Consider the following 17,654-nt stretch of genomic DNA (forward strand, 5'->3'; position numbering starts at 1 on the left):
GCTATGTCAAAGCGAGTACATCAAAGCTGCGGGCATGTGCTCATTGTCCGCGCAAACCTGTGCTATTGCGCTGCGGCAACCTGGATATCGGGTTCGACGTCTATCGGAAAATTTACCGAACTGGCAATAAAGCATTTTTCGTGGGCATCATGATGCAATTGCCGGGCCTTGTCGATATCCTGCTCCCGACTAACTGTAATAACCGGCCGAAGTACAATCTTGCTGAAGGCACCCCCATTGGCGTGGGTCTGCATGACGCCATGGGCATGATCGATATAGCTCATGACCTGTATGCGGGCGTCCGCGCACAAATGCAGGTACCATAGCTTGTGGCAGGCAGACACAGAGGCCACAAGAAGATCTTCGGGATTCCAGCGCTGCGCATCGCCGGCAAATGCTGCATCCGATGAGCCGGCAATGTCTGGCTTGTCATTGGCGCGGATGACGTGGTCGCGATCATAACTTTTATAGTCGAGCGTACCGACGCCGCGATTGCCGGTCCATTCGATGATTACGTCATAGTGGTGACTGACTGCCATGGTCTGTTCCTGATGGAAATGATAAACAATACCGTGCTGGGCGACGGGCACGCCATGATGGTTGCCCGCACATTGTAGCCTTAGATGGTCAGGTCGGTTCTGACCGGTTTCCATACCTGTATCTGTCTAGGCTTCTCCAGCAGTTCCGGCAGGGTGTTCCAGAAGGCCTGGCGATAAGGCCTGTGCATCTGTACATTTAATACATCCTCGCGATCCAGCCAGGTTTCATAAAGCATATAAATCGTCTCCGACGCTGGATCGCGGTGCAGCGCTGCATTGACGAATGTGATTTCGTCTCGCATGGTGTCCAGCACGGGTTCAAGTAGCGCGAGAAACTGCGCTTGTGTACCCGCTTTCAAATGAAAAATAATAACGTAGGTCTCTTCTGTTGGGTGGCTCACAGACGAGACAAGCTTACGGTGATTTGTATTTTTGTGTAAATCAGGACTTGATTCGGATAGCTCGATCATGCGATATTCCTTTTATTTTACGGAGCGAGGGCAAATTGTCTTCGGGCCGCAGACGTGATGTGATGGGGTAGTTGCATCTACTGTGATATAAAACGCGACGCATGTCCATTACCTGCAAGGTAATGGTTTAATGTTCGGGCCCCGATTATGCTAGCGTCAACAGGCTGCTTTTGTTGTTGTGGCAACACGCCACAGGCCGCCCGTGCGTTCGTCGGCACGCCTGCGCCGACCAATCAAACCTGCAAAAATCATGACACAAACCACGGTTGGAGGCCTCATACGCGACTGGCGACAGCGGCGACGCTACAGTCAGCTGGACCTGGCCTGCCTGGCAAATATTTCCGCCCGGCATTTGAGTTTCATGGAAACCGGCAGGGCGCAACCCAGCCGCCAGATGTTGCTTTTGCTGGCCGAACATCTGGATATACCCTGCGGGGGCGTAACGAATTGCTGCTGTGCGCCGGATATGCCCCGCATTATGCCGAACACGCGCTGAGCGATGCGCCACTGCATGAAACGCACAGCGCGATCACTGCCTTGCTGGCGGCGCATGAGCCGTTTCCTGCCATGGCGGTGGACGGCCATTGGAACCTGGTGCATGCCAATCGCAGCCTGTCGTTATTGCTTGCCGATGTGGCGCCAGAGCTGTTGCAGGCGCCTGTGAACGTACTGCGATTGGGTTTGCACCCGCAAGGGCTGGCAACACGCATTCTCAATTTTTCTGAATGGCGTGCGCATTTGCTGCAACGCCTGCAGCGCCAGTACGAGCAGACGGCTGACCCGTGGTTGCTGGCACTGTATGATGAGCTGGTTGCCTATCCCACGCCGGATGGGATCCCTCACCTGTCGCGAGTTAACCATACCATTGCCGTGCCATTGCAGATAGGCACGCACGAAGGTGTGCTGTCCCTGCTGAGCGCGACCATGACCTTCGGAACCCCTTTGGAGGTCGCGCTTTCGGAGCTGGTGCTGGAAATATTTCTGCCGGCCAATGCCGACTCTGCAGCGATCCTGCGGAACCTGGCCTTGCCGGCAGAGCAGATGGTTTGACCTTAATATAGGTTGAGGTTTTACACTGCGATCGTCATTTATTCTTTTACCCGGAGTGTTTTGATGAAGACCCCGCTCACAGATTACAAAATCGATCTGAATGCGTATTTTGCCAAACTCGGTTATACAGGACCTCAGGCCCCCTCACTGGAAACCCTTGCAGCGCTGCAGTTGTTGCACCAGAAGACTATTTCATTTGAAAATCTGGACCCTTTTCTGAACCGGGCGGTGCATATTGATTTGTCCAGCCTGGAGCACAAACTGGTATTTAGCGAGCGTGGCGGGTACTGCTACGAACAGAATATGCTGTTCGCCCATGTGTTGTCTCGCCTGGGTTTTAACGTGTCCAACCTGGTTGCGCGGGTGCTGTGGGGCGCCGACGAGAATGCCGTCACCCCTCGCTCCCATATGCTGCTGCATGTCAGACTGGAGCATCGTCCTTATATTGTCGATGTGGGATTTGGCGGCAACTCCATTCCAGCGCCCATGGTAATGAACAGGGAAAATGTGCAGCAAACCAGTCACGGCACTTATCGCTGTCTGCTGATTGATGGTGAATACTGGCTACAGCTGCAAACCAATACGGGCTGGCGCAATATGTACCGGTTTGATTTGACCCGGCAGCATCCGGTGGACTACATTGCACCCAACTATTACACCTCCACACACGACGATTCCCATTTCCGTCATTCCGTTGTGGCAGCCAGGATTTTCCAGAATGGGCGCTACACCTTGCGCAACAATCTGCTAACCACGCGTTACCAAGACGGGCAGACGGTACAGGCCGTTCTGGACAGTGCGCAAGCGGCGCAAGCCGCGTTGCATGACGTTTTCGGGGTTTGCGTGCCAGATATGACGGCATTCGAAAAAAAATGGCAACTGCTAGCCCGGGGGTGGGAAATGAGCGCCAGGCCCGCTGTCCGAGAGCCTGTCCAGGTAGTTGCGCAAGGGGCATGACGCAATGGACAGGCAGCCGCAACCTATACATTCGGTGAGTTGATCGCGCAGGCTGGTCAGTGTCCGGATGCGCTCGTTCAGATCATCATGCCAGGCCTGGGACATGCGTTCCCAGTCTGCTGCGCTTGGGGTCCGGCCGCTGGGCAGGGTGGCAAACGCGTCGGCAATTTCCGTCAGCGGAATGCCCACCCGTTGGGCAACTTTGATAATTGCCACTTTGCGCAGGACTTCACGTTTGTAGCGGCGCTGATTGCCGCTGTTTCTTACGCTGGCAATTAATCCCTTACGCTCATAAAAGTGCAGCGCAGATACCGCTACACCACTGCGTTGAGCTACTTCGCCCACCGACAGCAGCTTTCCGTGTTCTTCAGGTTTTATCTCTGGCATGGACACTCCCGTACCTAAACTAAGGTTCAGTTATTATATCTGTGATCGGCCCGCTGTCAGCGGGCCAGGGGGCGATTCGTGAGCACATAGTGCAAGCTCGTGCGCACAGCAATGTTCAAATTGAAATTGCATGCGATCGATTGCATGTGCAATATCCCTGTGGTTGTTGTGGTTTATAAATTTGAAAAATATGATCCACATCAAGAAACCTCCTGAATGCAACTGGCGGCAATATGCAGGATGCTGCACAATAGCAGTTGCAATTAAGAGAAGAGATTAGAAAGATATGAGCGATCCGGTGACGGCGCAATTTGCGCAACTCATCAGCACTATTACAATTGAAAATGTGCCGGTTGCTGCCGCAGAACAGATTCGCTGGCGTGTGCTCAAGGCATTTGCAACAATATTGAGCGCAGATATAAACCAGCGGAAAACGATATCCCGCGTGACTGCCACTACCGGGCCAGGCACCAGCACCCGCAGCGGATCGCAGGCTGCTCTGGGTTCAACCGGATATGCCCAGCATCAGCCAGTGCTGTCAGCCTTGTCAACAGGTGCAATACTTGATATCCGGCAGCCTGGTGCACAAATGCATGCCGGACCCATGACAGTCGATTCTGCCATCATTGCTGCGGCTTGGTCGCTTGTCCAGGCCAGTCAGGGCAGCGGACACCTATTCATGAGCGCGTTGGCTGCCGGATATCTTGCAACAGAGGTACTGGCCAGTCTGCCTGATAGCGATCACAGCCAGCAGTGGCGGAGTGGCGTCGTGAACGCAACGGTGAGCGCCGCGGCGGCGGCAGCCAGGGTAAGCCAGTTGCCAGCAAATGCGACGCTGCACGCAATGGGATTTGCTGTCGCGCAGGCGGCGCAATTGGCAAAGAATGCAGCAATAGCCGGCCAGGGCGGCGCGCTTGCAGCTGATGCCAGCGTCTGCCAGGATCAGGCTGATTTGCCCGGCCCCGGTCGGGCCGCAATGGACGCAGTGCTGTCGGCGCATATGGCAGCACTGGGCGGTCAGTGTCTGCCTGTATTAATTAATCAACTTCAGCAGGCCATGAGCGCCCTTAACCTGAACCGTGCGCCGCTCGACGCCTGGGCTGCGATCCAGCGTAACCGGACAAGTTCCGGGATTGAGGCCATACGAGAGTTTCGCAGGCAGGTGGCATCAGCCATCAGCGATGACGAGGCCGAGACGATCATCGGCTTGATACTGCGTCTGGAGCATACGGCGCCGGGTGAGCTGACGACCTATGTGAATGAGCGGATTGGCTCGCCTCTTGATTCGTAAAGCCGGCCACGAATCTGCGTCTCATGTTATACTAAACGTATACGTTTCGTATAATATCTTCCATTGAATGATGTTATATGCTGGCGTGGCCCTGCGGCCGCGCCATTTTTATTACTGAATCCGGACAAATTATGGGTATTGTAAAAATTTCCGACCAGATGCATGAAAACCTGCGTCTGGCCAGTACGGCGCTTAGCCGTTCCATCAACGCTCAGGCCGAGCACTGGATGCGCATTGGCATGCTCGCTGAAATGTATCCAGACCTTGATCATAGTGATCTGTGCCGTCTGCTGGTGCAGGCCGGGCAGAGCGGCTCACTGGATCTGGGCTCCATCTCGACCATGAACACGGCGGCGATCCGCGCGGGTGCGCCCGCAGGAGCGCGTCAATGAGCCAGCGTGTTTCCATCAAAAGCCCACAGGACATCGCCAAGCGCGCATCGCCGGAAAGCTTGCGGCCGACGTACTGCATATGATCGCACCGCATGTAAAAGCCGGCGTGACCACTGATGAGCTGGACCGTTTGTGCAACGAATATATCGTCAATGTCCAGAATACCATCCCGGCCAACATCGGCTATCACGGTTTCCCCAAAACTGTGTGTACCTCGGTCAACCATGTCATCTGTCATGGCATTCCTTCCGACAAGGTGCTGCGCAACGGCGATATCATTAATATTGATGTGGCCATAATCAAGGACGCTGGTACGGTGATACCAGCCGCATGTATTTTGTGGGTGAGCCCGGGCCGCTGGCCAGGCGCCTTGTGCATACAACCTATGAAGCCATGGTGGCCGGTATCCGTCAGGTGCGTCCTGGCGCCACATTGGGCGATGTCGGCTACGCCATACAGAATGTAGCCCATCGCGAAGGCTTCAGTATCGTTCGTGAATATTGCGGTCACGGCATCGGACAGATCTACCATGATGATCCGCAAGTGCTGCACTACGGGCGACCAGGCGAGGGGCTCAGGCTACAGGAAGGCATGATGTTTACCATCGAACCCATGATCAATGCCGGCAAACGTCATTCGCGGCAACTAGCCGATGGCTGGACGGTGGTGACCAAGGACCACTCGTTGTCGGCTCAGTGGGAGCATATGGTTGTGGTTACGGCCGACGGGTTTGAGGTGCTTACCCCCTGGCCGGAAGATCAGGACGGCTACGAACCCATTCGCTGACCGTCGCACGCGTGTTGCATAGGCTGACGCAGGCGATTACCTGCGTTTATGCCTGACCCATAATGTAGAGGCCGATTCTGCGGTACGATTACCGTCGACGTTGCAAGCGCGCCATACCGCTGATCTGTGGTCGTCCGGGCGCGCCACGCACGCCGAATGACGCAGACACGATTCCTTTATCTGTTTTCCACTTTCCTATTGTCCTTTTTTTCGGAATTACGCAGCATGAGTTTTGATCCCGTTGACCATGATCTTGAACGAGGCCTGGATAACCGTCGTCGCGTCCTGGGCGATGCCTGGGTAGCGCGCTCACTGAGCGGCGCCAACGATTTCAATGCGGAGTTTCAACAACTGATCTCCCGGTTTGCCTGGCACGAAATCTGGAGCCGACCCGGTCTGGATCATAAGACGCGCCGTATTATTGTTCTGTCTATTACGATTGCAATGGGACGCTGGGAAGAATTTGACCTGCATGTGCGTGCGGCGCTCACGGGTGAGGCGTCGTCGCGCCTGACCCCGGACGAGATCAAGGAAGTGCTGATGCAGGCGGCGGTTTATGCCGGTGTACCTGCTGCCAACACGGCTTTCAGCCATGCCATGGCTATCTTGCGGGAAGTGGGGCCGCAAATCGGCTATGAGCCGCAAGCGTTGTCTCCTTTGGATGTCTGTCATTCCGGGACCGGGCAGGAAGGTCGTACGGTCAGCAAGCCGGCGCTGCACTACACGATACGCAAGGCCCGCAATGGCAAGGCAAAAAATACAGTTGTGCTAAGTCATGCATTGGGATGCGATCTGACCATGTGGGACCGTCTGGCAAGCGAGCTGGCGGCTGATCACGATGTGATCGTCTACGATCATCGCGGTCATGGCAGTTCAGATGCGCTGCAGGCCTGTATGACATGGCTGAGCTGGCACAGGACGCCGCGCGACTGCTGCGCGAGCTGGACTGTGGCCCCGTGGTGTGGGTCGGTCTGTCGATGGGTGCGATGGTGGGGCAGGAGCTGGCCTTGCGTCATCCCGAGCTGCTGGTTTCACTTGTGATTGCCAATTCCACATCGGGGTATCCGCAAGAGGCGCGAGACAACTGGCGTCAGCGTATTGCAACTGTGCAGGACCAGGGTATTGAAGCCATTGCCGACGCCGTGATGCAGCGCTACTTTCACGAGACATTCCGGCGCGAGCATGCCGGTGAAGTAGCGGCTTACCGTCGTCGCCTGTTGACCACCGACACCGAAGGATATATTGGGTGCTGCAACGCCGTTGGCACGGTCGATACCACGGACAGGCTCAAAAATCTGTCGTTGCCGGTTTTGGTCATCGCCGGTCGCCTGGACCAGGGGGCGCCGCTGCAGATGTCGGAAATCATGAGCAACGAGATTGCGGGCGCGCAATTGGTGGTGCTGGAGGATGCATCGCACATTGCCGTTGTCGAGCAGCCCGAGGCGTTTGCGCAAGCGGTACAGCAATTTCTGAATAAACAAGGCTGAGCAAACCACACTTGTGCCGGCGCCAGACGGCAATTTACGACGGAACGCGTGCCGGCAGGAGACTGCGCATCACAAACGACATGGTATACGCCGGGTAAAGGCGTATACCATCTGCTCAATCGCCGGGGATGATTATTGCTATAAAGGTCAATAATATAAGCTATTGACATTTAAATGAGCATGTTCTAGTATAAATTGCTCTGAAGGCAGGGGCTGCAATATATGCTGGCTCGCAATGGCGATGCTGCATGTCATATCCATACTGACACCAGAAGGGAATAGATGAGTACACAGGATAAAACCAGGGTCTGCATCATCGGCGCAGGTGCTATCGGCGGCTATCTGGGTGTGCGCCTGGCCAATAGCGGCGCCCAGGTCAGCGTACTGGCTCGCGGCCAGACCCTGCAGGCCATACAGGCGCGTGGCTGGATACTGGAAGAAGGTCAGGATCGGCTGGTCGCGCAAGTGCGCGCCTCATCCGATGCCGCAGCGCTCGGGCCGCAAGATATCATCATTCTGACCGTCAAGACCCATGCGCTGCAGGATATTGCCGCCATGGTACCCGCACTGTGCCACGCGGACACGATTGTCATTCCGGCCATCAACGGTATCCCCTGGTGGTTTACGCAAGGGTTGGACAACAGCGAGCTGTCCGCTCAACAACTACCCACCCAACTTAAGGCTCTGGATCCGCAAGGTATTATTGCCAAGGCCATTGACACCCGTCGCATTGTGGGTTGCGTTGTCTATCCATCGTGTTATAGCCCGGAGCCGGGCGTGTCTCATCACAGTTCGGGCAACCGGCTGGTGCTTGGCGAAATAAACCGCCAGGCAGATCAGGCAATCCAGGACCGGCTTGATCGTGTGGTTGCGCTGTTCAATGCGGCCGGTCTGGCTGCAGAAAAAACATCTGCCATTCGTTCCGCTGTCTGGGAAAAACTATTGGGCAATGCCTGCTTCAATCCGGTCAGCATGCTCACAGGCTCACAGACCGATCTGATGATTGACGATCCTGCCATTTACCGTTTGTTCGTCGCGCTTATGGACGAGGTGGTTGCGATAGGCGCGGCGCTGGGTATTGCGGTAAGCGTGACGCCACAGCAACGTCTTGCTGTCACGCGCAAGCTGGGTGCGGTCAAGACCTCCATGTTGCAGGACACCGAAGCAGGACGCCCGGTCGAAATCGAGGCCATTCTTGGCGCGTTTGTGGAGCTGGCAGAAAGCCTGCATATCGCCACGCCGATCGCAGCAACCATCTATGCGCTGGCTCGTATGCGCGCCCAGACCTTCGGACTGCTTAAACAATAAGAGAACCAATGGCCATTACATTTGAAATGATCAAACAGGTGACTGCGCAGCTTTATGAGCGGTCACTTAAGCAAATCCCGGACGATACTCGCCAGGCCCTGGTGCAGGCGAGTTCTCGCGAGACCAATGAGACCGGTCGGCGCACTTTGCAAATCATGATCGAAAGCGCCGATGCGGCGCGCAGCCAGCAGTCGCTGGTCTGTTCCGACTCTGGCGTGCCGGTTTATTTCATGCAGATTGGTACGCAGGCGCAGTTCGAGGGCAATGTGAAACAGGCTATTGAAGAAGGGTTCGCAGAACTGGTTGCCACGATCAACCCGCCGCTGTTGCCGCATGTGACTAATCCGCTCACGCTGGAGCGCGGTTACCAGGGCAAGGGCATGCCGATTACCACCTTCGATCTGGTGGATGGGGCGGACTATATCGACATAACCTGTTCGCCCAAGGCTCTGGGTTCGGGGCGCTGGGCTGCGCTGGAAATATTCAGTTTTCCCGATTTGCCGACCATAGAGAATTTTGTGATGGAGACCGTCGTTAAGGCCGGATCACAACCTTGTCCGCCAGTGGTGATCGGCGTGGGCATTGGCGGCTCGTTTGATTATGCGGCGAAAATGGCCAAGGAGGCGACGCTGCGGCAAATTGGCACGGTCAATCCCGAACCCATTCTGGTGGATATGGAAGCGCACTTGCTGGAGCGGATCAATAAAACCGGTTTTGGCCCCATGGGCACCGGGGGCGATAGTACATCCATGGCGGTTCATATCAATTACTGTGCCGGTCATGGCTTTACACCGGTAGCGGTCTGTTTTAACTGCTGGATCAACCGGCGTACGCGGGCGCGCTGTTATAACGACGGTCGCATTCAAATGCTGGAGTAAACGCGCATGTCCATTACCACTCACCGCATGACTTTTCCACTGTCTGCCAGTGATGCACGCAAGCTGCGGGCGGGCGATCAGGTCATTATTGATGGTGAAATTATTATTACCGCCGGACTGCCCACCCATGCCCGTTTTCTGGATTGCCTGGATGGCAAAGAGCCGTTTCCCATGAACCTGCACGGCGCTTCGCTGTTCCATCTGGGCAGCTATAGTCGGGAAACTGAGGGGCAGTTTGAGATTTTGTATATCAATCCAACCACCAGCACCCGTTTCAATCCGCATATGCCCCGGCTGATTCGCGAACTGCAACTGCATGCCACCGGCGGCAAAGGCGGGCTGGATGAGGCCAGTGCCCAGGCCATGCAAGAAGCCGGATGCGTCTATCTGTCTTTCCTGGGCGGCGGCTGCACGCTATTGAGCCAGGCCATTGAGCAGGTGCTGGAAGTAGGGTGGACCGATATGCTGACTCACTATCGCGTGGTGCGCCTGCGTGTGAAAGGACTGGGACCGGTCACGGTGGGGATCGACGCGCATGGCAACAATCTGTATGCCCGGATTCATGAGGCCGCGCAGGAACAGCTGAAAAGCGGCGCTTAGGATACAGCGGCATTGGAAGGCCGCTTTAAGCCGCCTGACGATAATAATAAACACGCCCGCAACCAGGCACCACATCCGCTCATGTCTATACGCTACGCCGACGCCACCTCTGTGTGCATTCGCAGTACTATAAGCAAAGGCGTTGGGACAAGCATTGCAGGCGCCGGCTGTTGATGTCGGCCAGCAAGCATGATGTGACAGGAGACCGATAATGAAAAAAAATCAGATTCAGACCAAGCGTGTATACGATGACCCGGATGATAACGATGGTTGCCGTGTGCTGGTCGACCGATTATGGCCGCGCGGTATCAAAAAAGAAGATCTGAAACATGATCTTTGGCTCAAGGAAGTAAGCCCCAGCACCTCGTTGCGCAAATGGATCCATGAGAACACGGATCAATGGGCCGAATTTACGAAACGCTATTGTGCCGAACTGGATAAAGAACCGGAGGCGGTGCAACAACTGGTAGACAAATCGCGACAACAGCGCGTGACCCTGCTGTATTCGGCAAAAGACGAACAGCACAATAACGCAAATGTGTTGCGGGATTATTTGCTTGCTCATGCGAAATAAATAGCCCCGATAGCGCTGTCTATGACAGTTGCTATTGGGGCCGTGTATTGCATGTGTATTAACGCTTTTCTTGCGATAGGCTGATGCCGGACAGCACATCAGCCAGGCTATTTCATCTGCTATTGTTCCTTGCGGACATCATCCGGCAGCGCATAGGCAATGATGTAGTCGCCGCGATCAGGAGATTGCCTGGCTCCGCCGGCATTGATCACAATGTACTGCTTGCCGGTTTTGGAGAAATGTACGACATGGGGCCCGACTGGCTGCCTACTGGCAGACGAGACTTCCAGATTTCCTTGCCGGTGGCCGAATCATAGGCGCGCAGGTAGAAGTCCTGGGTGCCTGCGAAAAACAGCAGCCCGGCCTGGGTCGCCAGCGATGGGCCCAATGTGGGCATACCGACAGGTATGGGCATACTCATGCGAATGCCCAGCGGCCCCGTGTCCTGCACGGTGCCGACCGGAACCTGCCAGACGATCTTGCGGGTTTTCAGGTCTATGGCGGTCATCGTGCCAAATGGCGGTTTCTGGCAAGGGATACCCAATTGCGACAGGAAACGTTCGCGCATGGCGCCATAGGGCGTTCCGTCCTGAGGAACCACACCCATTTCGATACCGCTGGCGCCAGCGCCCACTTTGTCGCGAGGGATCATGTAATTGGCCAGGCCCAGCCGCATGTCGTTGACAAACATATAGTTGGTGGTCGGATCAACCGAGACGCCGCCCCAGTTCATGCCGCCCAGCGAGCCGGGAAACTGCAGGGCGCGGTCTTCGCCAGGCGGTGTGTAGACACCATCGTGACGCATACCCTTGAACTGAATCCGGCACAGCAACTGGTCAAATGCGGTGGCGCCCCACATATCGGCTTCTTTTAACGTCTGGTTGCCGATAGAAGGCATGCCTACGGAAAACGGCTGGGTGGCGGCGTAGCGTTCGCCCTTGACGTTGCCCTGCGGTACCGGTTTTTCCTGTACCTGTGCCAGCGGTTTGCCGGTCACGCGGTCAAGCATGAAAATTTCGCCCTGCTTGGTCACTTGTACCAGTGCGAAGTTGGTGCCGCCTTTGCCATCGGGAATGTCATAGAGCAATGGTTGCGCAGGCAGGTCAAAGTCCCACAGGTCATGATGGGTGGTCTGGAAGTGCCAGCGCACCTTGCCGGTTTTTACATCCAGTGCGACGATAGAGGAACTGTATTTGTCATCCAGCTCAGTGCGCTGGGCGGCGTAAAAGTCCGGTGTGGCATTGCCGGTAGGCAAATAGACCAGACCGAGTTTCGCATCATAGGACATGGCAGACCACACGTTCGGGGTGCCCCGGGTGTAGGTCTGGCCTTCGGGCGGTGCGCCGGTTATGTCCGGATTGCCCGGATCCCATGCCCATTCCAGGTTGCCGGAAATGACATTGAAGGCGCGCACGACGCCTGGTGGCTCGTCTACGGCAAAATTGTCAGCAACGCGTCCGCCTACAATTACCAGATTGCCCGCTACCAGTGGTGTAGAAGTTTGCTGGTAGTAGCCATCTTTGACTTCGCCCATGCCCACTTTCAGGTCGACCGTGCCCATATTGCCGAACTCGGTGCAGGGCTGGCCGTTGTCGGCATTGATTGCAATCAGGCGGGCATCGGTGGTGGGTAAAAACAGGCGCCTCGCGCAGGTTACCGCGTTAGCCGGCTGGCTATCCGGCATTGTGCCGGCCGGTGTCGTGCCGTCGGTTGAGGAAGGATTTTGATCGCCGGCCGGTTGAGCAACTTCGGCACGGGCCTGGGCTACAGTACTGGCACTGGCGGTTGCATCGAAATAACCCAGACCGCGGCAGCGTTGCCAGTTAGGCGCGGTTGCCTTGGAATCATAACGCCATTTTTCCTTGCCAGTGTCCACATCCAGTGCCAGTACCTTGCTGTAGGGCGTGCATACGTATAGCGTGTCGCCAATCTGCAGCGGTGTGTTCTGGTCTTCGGCCCCCGATCCTGTACTCTCGGGAATATCGCCGGTATGGGCTGTCCAGGCTACTTGCAGCTTGTCGATATTATTCTTGTTGATCTGGTCCATGGCCACAAAGCGTGTTCCGCTAGTGGTGTTACCCCAGTGCTCCCAGTTTGTTGGCTGTTCATTGGGGTCGGCCTTGGTGACAGCGGCAATATGCTCGGCTTCGAGGACCGATTTCGGGAAGAAGAAAAGGGTGAACGTGGCAGCAATGCCGATGGCCAGTACAACCGAGGCCCAGCGCGTGACCCGGCAGGGCGCTCTGCCCTGGGCACGTCGCAATGCAGGCACGGCCAGGGTGACCAGAAAAGCCAGCACGGCAAAGGCAAAGACGCGAGCGACCAATGGCCAGAATTCCCAGCCGGCTTCCCATACTGCCCAAATGAGGGTGGCAATAAAGGCCAGGGCATAAAGCCAGGCGCCAAGCAGGCTGCGTTTCCAGATCAGGTAGCCTGACAGCAGCAGGGCCAGACCCATCAATACGTAATAAACGCTGCCACCGAGCACGGCGAGCCAGGCACCTGCGCCGGTCAGGAACAGGCCGATCAGAATAATGAGCCTGCCAGCAGTGTCAGGCCGGTGGCGGCAATGCCGGATATGGGTCTGCGTTCGTCCATTGTATTCCCCTTTTGAAACAGACAACTTTACAACGATGATTCTTCGGGCTCTGGTGCAGCGCATTGTGCAATAGTGCGCAAGCCGCTGGCAAATTGCAACGCCAGCGTGATTTATGCAGCCGGCGCAGTCATGCGGACCGGATCGACAAGGCTGGAGATATTCTAACGCTAAAATCGGTAACTTACTGTCATGCCTGCAGTCCAGTTTCTGCCAGGCGCAGGTTCATAATAACGTTTGTTGGCATCGTTTATGATGACTGATCCGGCATATCGCGCATTGAAGACGTTGTCTACGCGCGCAAATGCATTGACAGTCCAATGATCGCGTTGCCATGTGTAGCCGGTGTGCAGGCCGGTGACTATCGCCGAAGGGGCCGATTCGCTGTTCTGGTCGTTTACGTATATTTTACCCAGATAGTCGACATCGACACCGCCGTTCCAGCCCTGTTCGGCTCCCACGCCAGGGAGGCCGTTGCCGAATTGCGGGCGATACCGGGAATCAAGTTGCCGGCGGGCACTTGCGGGTTGGCACCGGAGCACGGGCCGGAACAAAAGCTGTCGCGGTAGCGGGCATGCAGATAAGTATAGGAAAGGTGAGCGCGCAGATTGCGGTAAAGTCGTGCGTCCCAGGCCAGTTCGACCCCATCGCGCAGCGTCCGGCCCGCATTTTGATAGGTAGTGCGTCCGCCCGAGGCGCCGGCGCTTACGATTTCGTCCTTGGTGTAGGTGCGAAATACGGCGGCGGTCAGCTGGCCATAGCCGACATTGGCCTTGATTCCGGCTTCCAGCGTGGTATTGACCGACGGCTTCAGACCGAAGTTCAGGCCCGGTTCGTTGTCGGCACGATAGGACAACTCATTGAAGGTCGGTGTTTCAAAGCCGCGACCGGCCGTGATATACAGAGACAAGTCAGGCGTGGCCTGGTAGTTCAGCGCAATGACGGGCAACAGCTTGCTGTAATTGGCGGTGCCGCTGTCGTCGGCATTGCCATTCGTAATATAGCGGTCTGAGGACTTGAAGTGAACGTTGCTGTAGCGCAGGCCGGCATCCAGCGTCCAGCTTTCGGCAAAGTTCCACGATGCCTGCACGTAGGGATCAAGGTTCCAGACATTGTTGATTTCGTCGCGACGCAGGTTTCCCTGCACGCCAAGCTGGTTGCCTATGAAGTTTTCATAGCCCTTGCGCGCTTCGCGCATCGTATCCCAGGCCAGGCCCGCCACCAGAGTAAGTGGCCTGTCGGCCAGGGAGACACGCGAGGTGAGTCGAATATCTGCACCCCCGTATTGCCTTTTGAGCCAGATGACACCGCCCGAATGTGAGGGCGCGCGTTGCGGGCCAATCGGAATGGACAGAAACTGTCTGGTTTCCCGCTGACCATAGTAGCCCATGACGCGCAGATCGGTCCGCTCGGACAACGGCTGTTCATAGACCAGGCCGCCCTGGGTCTGCTTGGTGGTTTTGCGTACATTGTAGGTTTGGGCATTGGGCGACGAGGATCGTGGATCGCTCTCGAATTCCTCCCGCGTCAGCCCTGCGGGTCCTGCGCCGAAACATCGACATGATTGAGCAGCAGGCTAAGATGGCCGGTATCGCCCACGCGCAGGCCGAGTTTGGCATTGACCTGGTTTTTTTCTGCCTGCTGTGCTCGCGATAGCCGTCTGTACGGAAATGATTGGTGCTCAGCAGATAGTCTATGGCGCCGGCGCCGGCGCCTTCGCCGCGAGAGCCTGATGCTTTCATGCCATAACGCTGTTGCCCGTTGCTGCCGGCAGCAAAAGACGGGGTCAGGGTAAGCGGCCCTTCACCTGTCTCGGTTTCAGTCAGCAGTACCCCGCCCGATGAGTTGCCGTGCAGCGTGGAAAATGGCCCGCGCAGGACCTCTGCCGATTCTATGGACGACAGATCAATGTTGGAAGTCTGGCCTTGTCCGTCCGGCATGGTTGCCGGAATGCCGTCCACATACAGGCGGATGCCGCGTACGCCAAAAGCCGAGCGGGCGCCGAAACCGCGAATGCCCACCTGCAGATCCTGGGCATAGTTCTGGCGATTGCGTACGGTCAGACCCGGAATGCCGCGCAAGCCTTCGGACAGATTGACCTGCATCTGGTTCGCACGGATTTGCGCACCATCTATGACGCTGACCGATGCTGGTATGTCGCTTGCCGGGCGGTCCATGCGGGTGCTGGTGGCCACAATGGGAGAGAGCTGGGTAACGGGTGTCTCTGGTGTGACGGTGGTAGCGGCCGGTACAGGCTGTTGCCCGGCAGTGACGGTCGCTTGCGCTGCGGTCAATGGCTGGGCAAGCGCCGTGCAGGCAAACAGGGAAAAAAGGCAGCCGGACACAACAGCGGGCGTAAAAGTAGGCGAACTCATGGACAAACTCATGCAGATTAAATGGTCAGAATACAGGCCAGGCGACGCGCTTCATGCTTCATCTTGCTTGCGGTGCGTACCTGCCAGCATAAGAGCGATATGTCTGTTAAAGGCCATGTGATGTCCGTTTTTGAAGCGAACTTAAATCTTGTTACGTTCTATGATAACCCGTCAATACACATACAGGATCAAACATGAATCAAATACTTGCTCTCATTGATGTTCAGGAATCCTTTCGTCACCGTCCCTACTGGAACGAGAGCCGCGCTGCATTGTTTCTGGCCCAAGCCAACGCGTTGATTGCCCATTGCGATGCGCAACACGTGCCCATTGTGCGGGTCTACCATTGCGAAACGGCAGCAGACAGCCCGTTCAACGAGGCCAGCGGCCATGTCCGTCCATTGCAGGGATTAATGGACTTTGAACCCGCACTGGTGGTAAAAAAGCAGAAACACAGCGCGCTGGTCGGGACGCCATTACTTTGCTGGTTACGCGATCGGGGCATCACGAATGTAATGATTGCCGGAATCCGTACCGAGCAGTGTTGCGAAACCACCACGCGCCACCTGTCTGACGAGGGCTTTTCAGTGACCTTTGTGACCGATGCGACGCTGACATTCGATATGACATCACCTGATGGAGTACCCATGAGTGCCGACGAAATTCATCGCCGGACCGAGACGGTCCTGCACCAGCGCTTTGCCAGCATTGCTCATGTGCGCGATCTGGTCGGGGACACTTGCCGGGACACGGCAGCAACATGATCTCTGTCTGTTTCCTGCTTCTGCCTGGTACGCTGATCATGGATGTGGCCGGTCCGGCCGAAGTGTTCCGTCTGGCCAACCAGCACCTTGAGGCAACGGGAAAGCCCGCGCAGTTTGCGCTTCAGTTTATTTCGCCCGAACATACGATCACATCCTCGGTGGGGCTGTCGTTTCATGACATCGCACCGCTGCCGGATTTGCGTCAGTTGCGTAAAAGTGGTCCGGTCTGGCTGGTGCTCTCCGGTCGCAGCGGGCCAACGGCGAGCATCATCCATCATGATCCGGTCTGGCTCAAAGCACGCGCATGGCTGACCAGGTATGTCGAATTATTCAAGGTGCGTGCCGATTCCGGCTGTGCGCTACTGACGATCTGCGCGGGCGCGTTGCTGCTTGCCGATGCGGGGCTGGCGTCAGGCAGAACATTGACGACACATCACGATTTTTTGGATGAGCTGGCGCGTCTTGCGCCGCAGGCGCAGGTTATGCGCAACCGGCTGTATGTGGACGATGGTAATCTGCTCTCCAGCGCCGGGATTACGGCCGGTATTGATCTGGCCTTGCATTGTGTTTCCGTGGTTGCAGGCGAGGGGATAGCCAGTGCAACGGCGCAATCGATGCGCGTTACCCGGCGGCGGCACCGGCAGGAACCGGAAATCTCTCCGTTACTGCAATACCGCCATCACCAACACCAGGCGTTGCTTCGCGTTCAGGATGCCATAGAGGCGGACCCTGCTGCGCCTTGGGACAGTCTCAGGCTTGCAACCATTGCCCATGTCAGTCCGCGTCAGTTATTGAGAATTTTCAGGCAGCAATTGGGGGTGTCGGTGCGAGACTATATCGAAGAGGTACGCCTGTATACACTGGCGCAAATCAGCGACATTGAGCGCCGGATGCGCATGGTCTGCGACTGGCCGGATTTTCCGGCACGCAGCAGTTGCGGCGCGCGCAGGCGCGGCAGGCAAAACGGGCTCCAATCAGTATGATGAAAAGGAACACTCAAGGGAGCGTTCGGCCGGAACAATAACGGTGCGCCAGTCGTTTTCAATCGTGCAGGCAACGTCATAGAACGTGTTCGAGTGGATCTGCATCTGCATATCGGTACTGAGTATAAAATATTCAATCATTCATTTTTCCGAATTTCAGTTCGTCTATATTGAAAGACAAAAGCCTGGCATTATGCCGCTGCCTGTTGTCTGCACA

The 17,654-nt window shown here is 56.3% G+C and carries 13 protein-coding genes and 5 pseudogenes; 12 read left to right on the forward strand and 6 right to left on the reverse strand.

Annotated features, from left to right (window positions below; translation table 11 throughout):
* Nucleotides 1–62: 62 nt before the first annotated feature.
* Both TKWG_RS01090 and TKWG_RS01095 read right to left on the reverse strand, forming a co-directional pair.
* On the reverse strand, nucleotides 63–539 hold the full coding sequence (locus TKWG_RS01090; protein WP_014749038.1) for an OsmC family protein: 477 nt from the start codon (nucleotides 537–539) through the stop codon (nucleotides 63–65).
* An 80-nt stretch (nucleotides 540–619) separates the two neighbouring features.
* The gene (locus tag TKWG_RS01095) at nucleotides 620–1,009 is read right to left on the reverse strand and encodes a putative quinol monooxygenase (RefSeq protein WP_014749039.1); all 390 of its coding nucleotides are present in this window, start codon (nucleotides 1,007–1,009) and stop codon (nucleotides 620–622) included.
* Nucleotides 1,010–1,259: 250 nt separating this feature from the next.
* Between TKWG_RS01095 and TKWG_RS01100 the strand changes: the two are divergent.
* Nucleotides 1,260–2,059: pseudogene (locus tag TKWG_RS01100) on the forward strand (helix-turn-helix domain-containing protein).
* A gap of 63 nt (nucleotides 2,060–2,122) precedes the next feature.
* The gene (locus TKWG_RS01105; RefSeq protein ID WP_014749042.1) at nucleotides 2,123–3,016 is read left to right on the forward strand and encodes an arylamine N-acetyltransferase family protein; all 894 of its coding nucleotides are present in this window, start codon (nucleotides 2,123–2,125) and stop codon (nucleotides 3,014–3,016) included.
* Here TKWG_RS01105 and soxR read toward each other — a convergent pair.
* A complete protein-coding gene (soxR, locus tag TKWG_RS22135) occupies nucleotides 2,942–3,403 on the reverse strand; it encodes a redox-sensitive transcriptional activator SoxR (protein ID WP_014749043.1) in 462 nt (153 codons plus the stop codon). The two genes, TKWG_RS01105 and soxR, sit on opposite strands and share 75 nt — an antisense overlap.
* A gap of 286 nt (nucleotides 3,404–3,689) precedes the next feature.
* On the opposite strand from soxR, the gene TKWG_RS01115 reads away from it, so the two are divergent.
* The 8 genes and pseudogenes from TKWG_RS01115 (at nucleotide 3,690) to TKWG_RS01150 (ending at nucleotide 10,719) form a co-directional block, all read left to right on the forward strand.
* On the forward strand, nucleotides 3,690–4,694 hold the full coding sequence (locus TKWG_RS01115; RefSeq protein ID WP_014749044.1) for an MmgE/PrpD family protein: 1,005 nt from the start codon (nucleotides 3,690–3,692) through the stop codon (nucleotides 4,692–4,694).
* 131 nt (nucleotides 4,695–4,825) lie between these two features.
* A complete protein-coding gene (locus TKWG_RS01120; protein WP_041709728.1) occupies nucleotides 4,826–5,086 on the forward strand; it encodes a ParD-like family protein in 261 nt (86 codons plus the stop codon).
* Nucleotides 5,083–5,872, forward strand: a pseudogene (gene map / locus TKWG_RS01125) (type I methionyl aminopeptidase). The gene TKWG_RS01120 and the pseudogene map overlap by 4 nt, the downstream one beginning before the upstream one ends.
* A gap of 225 nt (nucleotides 5,873–6,097) precedes the next feature.
* Nucleotides 6,098–7,359 (forward strand): annotated as a pseudogene (gene pcaCD / locus TKWG_RS01130) (bifunctional 4-carboxymuconolactone decarboxylase/3-oxoadipate enol-lactonase PcaCD).
* A 282-nt stretch (nucleotides 7,360–7,641) separates the two neighbouring features.
* The gene (locus tag TKWG_RS01135; RefSeq protein WP_014749048.1) at nucleotides 7,642–8,667 is read left to right on the forward strand and encodes a ketopantoate reductase family protein; all 1,026 of its coding nucleotides are present in this window, start codon (nucleotides 7,642–7,644) and stop codon (nucleotides 8,665–8,667) included.
* Between the two features lie 8 nt (nucleotides 8,668–8,675).
* Nucleotides 8,676–9,545, forward strand: a complete 870-nt coding sequence (locus TKWG_RS01140; RefSeq protein ID WP_014749049.1) for a fumarate hydratase — start codon at nucleotides 8,676–8,678, stop codon at nucleotides 9,543–9,545.
* 6 nt (nucleotides 9,546–9,551) lie between these two features.
* Nucleotides 9,552–10,145 carry a fumarate hydratase C-terminal domain-containing protein gene (locus TKWG_RS01145; RefSeq protein ID WP_014749050.1) on the forward strand — a complete coding sequence of 198 codons (594 nt, stop codon included), beginning with the start codon at nucleotides 9,552–9,554 and terminating at the stop codon, nucleotides 10,143–10,145.
* Nucleotides 10,146–10,356: 211 nt separating this feature from the next.
* Entirely contained in the window at nucleotides 10,357–10,719 is a 363-nt protein-coding gene (locus tag TKWG_RS01150; RefSeq protein ID WP_014749051.1) for a DUF488 domain-containing protein, read from the forward strand.
* Nucleotides 10,720–10,838: 119 nt separating this feature from the next.
* Here TKWG_RS01150 and TKWG_RS01155 read toward each other — a convergent pair.
* A pseudogene (locus TKWG_RS01155) lies at nucleotides 10,839–13,297 on the reverse strand (glucose/quinate/shikimate family membrane-bound PQQ-dependent dehydrogenase).
* A 188-nt stretch (nucleotides 13,298–13,485) separates the two neighbouring features.
* A pseudogene (locus TKWG_RS26805) lies at nucleotides 13,486–15,690 on the reverse strand (TonB-dependent receptor domain-containing protein).
* 194 nt (nucleotides 15,691–15,884) lie between these two features.
* Between TKWG_RS26805 and TKWG_RS01165 the strand changes: the two are divergent.
* Together TKWG_RS01165 and TKWG_RS01170 are read left to right on the forward strand one after the other, a co-directional pair.
* The gene (locus TKWG_RS01165) at nucleotides 15,885–16,454 is read left to right on the forward strand and encodes a cysteine hydrolase family protein (RefSeq protein ID WP_014749057.1); all 570 of its coding nucleotides are present in this window, start codon (nucleotides 15,885–15,887) and stop codon (nucleotides 16,452–16,454) included.
* Nucleotides 16,451–17,437: a GlxA family transcriptional regulator gene (locus TKWG_RS01170; RefSeq protein WP_014749058.1), complete on the forward strand. Its 987-nt coding sequence runs from the start codon at nucleotides 16,451–16,453 to the stop codon at nucleotides 17,435–17,437. Before TKWG_RS01165 ends, TKWG_RS01170 begins: the two co-directional genes overlap by 4 nt.
* Here TKWG_RS01170 and TKWG_RS23470 read toward each other — a convergent pair.
* A complete protein-coding gene (locus TKWG_RS23470; protein ID WP_171815100.1) occupies nucleotides 17,429–17,578 on the reverse strand; it encodes a hypothetical protein in 150 nt (49 codons plus the stop codon). The genes TKWG_RS01170 and TKWG_RS23470 overlap by 9 nt on opposite strands.
* Nucleotides 17,579–17,654 lie beyond the last annotated feature (76 nt).

This window comes from Advenella kashmirensis WT001, assembly GCF_000219915.2.
Classification (GTDB): domain Bacteria; phylum Pseudomonadota; class Gammaproteobacteria; order Burkholderiales; family Burkholderiaceae_B; genus Advenella; species Advenella kashmirensis.